At 25.3% G+C, this 3,993-nt stretch carries 3 protein-coding genes and 1 pseudogene; 1 reads left to right on the forward strand and 3 read right to left on the reverse strand.

Going from position 1 to position 3,993, the window contains the following annotated elements; translation table 11 throughout:
• Positions 1-1,160: 1,160 nt before the first annotated feature.
• Positions 1,161-1,646: a replication/maintenance protein RepL gene (locus ACRDDY_RS13010; protein WP_438565369.1), complete on the forward strand. Its 486-nt coding sequence runs from the start codon at positions 1,161-1,163 to the stop codon at positions 1,644-1,646.
• A 176-nt stretch (positions 1,647-1,822) separates the two neighbouring features.
• Here the strand turns inward: ACRDDY_RS13010 and ACRDDY_RS13015 are convergent, their stop codons facing one another.
• From ACRDDY_RS13015 to ACRDDY_RS13025, 3 genes and pseudogenes are all read right to left on the reverse strand, one after another.
• The gene (locus tag ACRDDY_RS13015; RefSeq protein WP_438565370.1) at positions 1,823-2,059 is read right to left on the reverse strand and encodes a ribbon-helix-helix protein, CopG family; all 237 of its coding nucleotides are present in this window, start codon (positions 2,057-2,059) and stop codon (positions 1,823-1,825) included.
• A gap of 103 nt (positions 2,060-2,162) precedes the next feature.
• Positions 2,163-3,002: a hypothetical protein gene (locus ACRDDY_RS13020; protein ID WP_438565371.1), complete on the reverse strand. Its 840-nt coding sequence runs from the start codon at positions 3,000-3,002 to the stop codon at positions 2,163-2,165.
• An 83-nt stretch (positions 3,003-3,085) separates the two neighbouring features.
• Positions 3,086-3,993, reverse strand: a pseudogene (locus ACRDDY_RS13025) (hypothetical protein); the annotation flags it as partial.

The following is a 3,993-nucleotide window of genomic DNA, read 5'->3' on the forward strand; positions in this document are numbered from 1 at the left end:
TTTAACACATGGACTTGTGATAGGTAATGCTCCTTAAATATCACATACTATAATTTGTCTAAAAACTATAATAACCACAAACTCTTTTATGCTTTACATCTCGTAACGCCAAATTATTCATCTGAACTTAACTTTATTGCCAATACCCGTTTCAACATCTCGTCTACATTATGTTTAATCATCAAAACTACTTACTGTAATTTCTATAAACGTTTTTCTATATTTATAATTCTAAAATCTTATATAAAAGTTAATCTTTTTTTATACAAGCACACAAATCATAAAATAAAAAATCTAGTTATTGGCAGTAAAATAATCGTCTAACGCCGTTTATTTTACTGTATTATTAAAAATTATATTTAAATTATAATCTTTTAAATTAAATATATCAAGCTTTAAAGTACATCTTTAATTTAAGATTCTTACTATAATTTTTATTTAAATAATTTTAAATAGATATTTAAATCATAATAAAAAAATTCAAGTTATTAAAAATTTTAGTTTATAAAAAGCTCTAAGGATTTCTTAGTCTATTCCTCCCAATTTTATCGTTTAGAAAGCTTTTCAGTCGCCTCCTGGCTCCCTCAAAACTTTCACACTCAAAATAGCTCGTCTTAGCCTTGCAAAATCCTTGACCTTTTAAAATAAACTAAAATTTTAAGATAGTTAATCTTCCTTCCCTATTAACAGATGTTCCAGTAAACCTATTTAAATAAAAATATTTAATCGGGTGAAGGGGTTGGGGGCTTACTCCCCCACCCTCCAATAACTTTAATTAAACAGACGTCGTAGACATAGGGCTTTGCCCGTAACCGAGGGTTTGGGAGGTTGCCTCCCATTAGAAAGTAAGAGGCTAAATGCCTCGCTTTCTATATAATCTTCTTTAAAATTTTTTCTTTAAAGAAGATTAAAGAGAGCATTTTAAATAAATGGCTCAACCACGCCATTTATTTCGGTTAATAGGGGTCATAGTATGACCCCTATTATGGTCATACTATGACCCCTATTAATCATTTTGTATTTCTAATTTATGAACTTTCATTCATTGTCAATAGTTTTTTCTTTATTTTTTTACAATATTATGCTAAAATGACCTCATAAGGTTCACAAAAGAACCTTGTATAGTTCAAATTTATAAACTAATTGAAAGGAGATTGCTAATGGAGTTAAAGGTATCAACAGTTCGTGATTTAAAAAATAATACTATTTCATTTGAAGATAGAAGAAAAGAACTTATATCAAATGAATTAAAAGAAAAAGAAAAAAAAGAAAAAGAAAAAAAAAGTCCTTATAAAAATTTTATACAATTTAATAAAGCCTCTTATAAAGCTGAAGATCAATTATTAGAAAAATCAGCAACTGCATATAGAGTTTTCAAATTCTTAATTCAAAATATGGATAGTTATAATGCTGTTATGTGCTCATATACTGTTCTAGAAGAAAATTTAAATATCAGTAACTCAACTGTAAAAAGAGCCATACGACTATTAAAAACCGAAAAATTTATTGATGTCTATAAAAGTGGAACAAGCAATGTTTATTGTATTAACAAAAATATTGTTTGGAGTAGTTGGGGCACTAATTTTAAATATGCTAAGTTTGGAGCTAACATTATTTTAGCTAAAACAGAAAATAAAAAAGATTAGAAAAATCACCACTTTTCCTAATCTTCAATCAAATCAAAGCAACCTAATGGTTGCTTTCTCTTTATTTACTTTTATTGTTTATTTTTTAAATTATAACTTAATTATTTAAATTAATCAATATTCATTAATTTAAATGAACATCAATTTAATAAAAACACTTTAGTTATCGTGTAATTTTAATACCACTTCATCTTATTTTTTAATATTTTCATTTTTTCTTCAAACTTATTAGTTCTTTTCTCTATTTCTTCTTCGTAATTACTCTTCTCTTCATCCTTCTTAATCATTTCATCTATGTAATTACATACTATTTCACTCATTGAAATCCCTTGTCTCTTAGCTATTTCTTTTAATTTCTTTTTATCTTTTGATGTAATTCTTACTTGTATTAATTTATCCTTTTTTTCTCCCATCATTACACCTTTATTTTTAGATATTTATTATAATTACAGAATAACTAAATATCCTTACTACTTTTGTTATTCTGTAATGACACCCTTATTCCTTTTATTTATTCTATTTTTTATCTATTTGTCCTAAAACAAGCTCCCACATTTCATAATATGGATTTGTTCTTAATCCAATAATATCGCAGTAGCCATTCTTTCTATTTGGTAGAATAATCTCATTAATCATTCCATTTTCTCCGTTAAAAATATACTCTTTAACTATCTCTACATGTGTAGTATCTGGAATGGGTAATACAATATTCTCTTTCCCTACATAATGTTTTTTTCTCATTTTTACATCTCTTAAATCATAATATTGAGTTCCTTTATAGCAATCAAATCCTCTACTAAATTCATCTGCTGTTATAGATTCTGTTTTCTTATAGTTTCTTATTTTTTGTGACTTTAATTTTTCATATTTTTCTTTCCAACGTCCAACTATATCATATGCATTATTTAATTTATCTTCACATCTATCTTGAATTTCAAATGATTTATCTTCTATTATTTTATTTTGCTTTTTAATTTCATTATATCTAAGCTCCATTTGCTCTTTTAATTTTTTTGCATTTAAAGCGTAGTTGTAGTATTTAGTTACTCTCTCTTTATAAGGATCTTCTTTATCAAATTCCTTTAACTTTGTTGTTAATCTTTCAACATCTCTATTTAATTTTTCTACTTCTAATTCTAATTTGTGTGCTTTATTTTCTGCATCAGCTACAAAGTGTTTAGGAACATAATCCCCACTACCTCCATATTTTTTCATATCATGATATTCTTCTTGATCTAAAAGAAATAATAATTCCTTTGATTCAGAATCCAAATTTGCTGCTATTACATCTTCCCACTTCTCATATATTTTATATTTTGGTCCTAATATTCCATTTTCTCTTTTTGCATGTTTCATTTTTCCACCTTCATTTATAAAAAAGTGCTTATATAATAAATTTAATTTTCATTATTAGCACTTTTCATTTAATACATTCTATTTTAATTCTGTTTTAACGCCTCCTTAGCCTTTTCAAGTTCTTTATTATATTCTAGTTCTTTTTTATTTAAATCTTCTTTAAAAGCCTTTTTTATAGATTCTAAAGCTATCTTATGCTCTGACTTAATTTCCTTAATTTCATTTTTATAATTTTCTTCTGTATTTTTTAGAATATTATTTTGTTCTTTTAGCTCTAATTTCATTAAAGTAACTTCTTCTTTATGACTTTGCTCTATTTCTTTTGATAGCTTTAATTGCTCTTTAATCTCCACCTTTACTAATTCTAATTCATTTTTATAGAAATCTCTTATACTCTCTACATTCTCTAATTTTTGTAATACATCTTTATTTTTATGTTCTGTATTTGTAAGACTATTTTTCAGCTCAATATTGTTCTTTTCTAAGTTTTTATTTAACTTCTCTAATTCCTTATTAATTTCTTTGAACTCTTTATATTCTGTAATAATACTATTCAAAGTATTTATTTGTTCTTGCTGACTATCAATAGCTTTAGCTTTTTGCTCTAACTCATTTAATGTAGTCTTTAATTTTAAATTCAACTCTTTTGAACTTGATTCTAATCCTTTATTCTTTGAACTAATTTCTTTGAACTTTTCTTTTAAATTTTCCTTTTGTTCTTGAAGATCTGCTATTGCTTTATCTTTAGTATTTAATTCTAAACTTAAAGTTTCTCTTATTCTTTCTTCTGATGTTTGATTTATTAATAATGAATTTATAAACATTCCAACTAATCCATTTATAGTTTCCTGGAATGTTTCAATTTCTTTTGCTCTATCTGAAATTAATCCTTTTGCTTTTGCCATTTCAAAAGAATTTAAAACACTTTTGAACATTTCAGCTTGATTTAATCCATTTTCATCTGCTATTTCTCTAAATTTTTTAATATCTT

Source organism: Clostridium sp. (assembly GCF_051656525.1).
GTDB lineage: Bacteria > Bacillota > Clostridia > Clostridiales > Clostridiaceae > Clostridium.

Coding starts and splice junctions, on each gene's coding strand:
- ACRDDY_RS13020 (WP_438565371.1), bottom strand. CDS start 3,002: ATGAAACATGCAAAAAGAGAAAATGGAATATTAGGACCAAAATATAAA.
- ACRDDY_RS13015 (WP_438565370.1), bottom strand. CDS start 2,059: ATGGGAGAAAAAAAGGATAAATTAATACAAGTAAGAATTACATCAAAA.
- ACRDDY_RS13010 (WP_438565369.1), top strand. CDS start 1,161: ATGGAGTTAAAGGTATCAACAGTTCGTGATTTAAAAAATAATACTATT.